Here is a 1,815-nt window from a genome sequence, read left to right as displayed (position 1 = left end):
ACCCTGAACCGTGTGATGTGTGACATTTCCAGTGAAATTATTCTACTGGCGGATTCCAGCAAGTTCGGTCGCAAGGGGTACCACTTCATCCGCTCTTTCGGCGCTTTCCATACGCTGGTAACTGATAAGGGGATACCAGCAGATTACTTGGCCGGGTTGCAGCGTCAGGGAGTCAGGGTCATTATTGCTGACAGTTGATAGCTTTCGATGATTTCAAACAGACTTCTGATTTTTTCAGATAGTTTCGAAGTTATTGAATGGTTGGATCCTTTTGTGCAGTAAAGCTTGACCGGTGACACCGCAGCTTAATTCGAAAGCAGTACCGTACATAAAGAGTGTTGCTGTGAGCAGATTAATTGAGATCATCAGGCGTCATAAACAGGGAGCACAGTGTGGGGTTTACTCCGTCTGCTCCGCTAATCGGCTGGTTCTTGAGGCCGCAATTCTTCAGGCCAGAAAAGACGGCTCCGGAGTCCTGATTGAGGCAACATCCAATCAGGTTAACCAGTTCGGTGGTTACACCGATATGAATCCGGTTGCTTTTCGTGAATACGTTTATGACATCGCCCGTGAGCTTGATTTTCCGGTAGAAAATATCTGGCTGGGTGGCGACCACCTTGGTCCTAACTGCTGGCAGAATGAACCGGCGGCCTCGGCAATGGAAAAGTCCCGTGAGCTGATCAGGGCTTACGTTGCTGCCGGGTTTACCAAAATTCACCTGGACGCCAGCATGAGTTGTCAGGATGATCCTGCTGTTCTGAGCGATGAGGTGGTAGCCCGGCGCGCCGCTGATCTCTGTAAAGTGGCTGAAATAACGGCAGTTGAGTGTTTCGGTCAGTCCAATGTTGTTTATGTCATCGGAACTGAAGTTCCTGTCCCCGGCGGTGAAACGGAAGAGATTTCCGGCATTCATATCACGACGCCTGAGCGTGCCAGTTATACACTGAACTGTCATCGACGTATATTTGACGAATCAGGCCTTGAGAGTGCCTGGCAGCGTGTGATTGGTCTGGTAGTTCAACCGGGTGTTGAGTTTGACCACACGTCTGTTATTGATTATCAGCCTGAGAAGGCGGTTGATCTGAGTCGCTTTATTGAAACGGATCCGAATATCGTTTTCGAAGCGCATTCCACTGATTACCAAACACCTGACGCATATAAGGCATTGATCCGTGATCACTTTGCTATTTTGAAAGTAGGTCCGCAGCTTACTTTTGCCATGCGTGAAGCGCTGTATGCCCTGGCTCATATTGAAGACGCACTGGTGCCAGAAGCAGAACGCTCTCATATCCGTGAAGCCATGGAAGACGAAATGATGGCTAATCCGGGTAACTGGGAGAAGTATTATGCTGGAAATGACGACGAACGTCGTTTTGCAAGAACCTACAGCTACAGTGATCGTATCCGTTATTACTGGAACAGCGAAAGAGCAGAAAAGGCACTGACCTCTCTGTTGGCAAACCTGGAGTCCAGAATCATTCCCATGCCTTTAGTCAGTCAGTATCTGCCGAATCAGTATTGGGCGATACGTCATGGTGAAATTAACGCTACCGCCAGATCACTTATTCATCACCGTGTTATGCAGGTGACTGAAGATTACGCGAATGCCTGTTGATTACTGGTTTGAGATAGTCCCGGACGAATACAGGGCTTATAGATAGAAAGGCTTGAACCTTTAGCAATCAATACGTTTTTAATTTACTGACAAAAAGTTTTGTTTTGTCGGAGGGGGATTTTCCGTCTTGCAAAAGTGCAGAAACACTCCGGCAAAACCTGAAAGATTGCCTTAGCTGGCAGCGTTGAAAATTTTTAAAT

1 protein-coding gene and 1 pseudogene are annotated in these 1,815 nt (G+C 47.6%); both read left to right on the top strand.

Going from position 1 to position 1,815, the window contains the following annotated elements; genetic code table 11:
• A pseudogene (locus tag KDK13_RS03055) lies at positions 1–198 on the top strand (DeoR family transcriptional regulator); the annotation flags it as partial.
• 145 nt (positions 199–343) lie between these two features.
• Positions 344–1,615, top strand: coding sequence for a D-tagatose-bisphosphate aldolase, class II, non-catalytic subunit (locus tag KDK13_RS03050; RefSeq protein WP_257283379.1), 1,272 nt, complete (start codon positions 344–346; stop codon positions 1,613–1,615).
• The last annotated feature ends 200 nt before the right edge of the window (positions 1,616–1,815 follow it).

Origin of the sequence: Endozoicomonas sp. SESOKO1 (assembly GCF_024606265.1) — a bacterium.
Taxonomy (GTDB): Bacteria; Pseudomonadota; Gammaproteobacteria; order Pseudomonadales; family Endozoicomonadaceae; genus Endozoicomonas.
The sequence above is the reverse complement of the archived record's forward strand: the minus strand, read 5'-3'. Positions and strand labels throughout refer to the sequence as shown.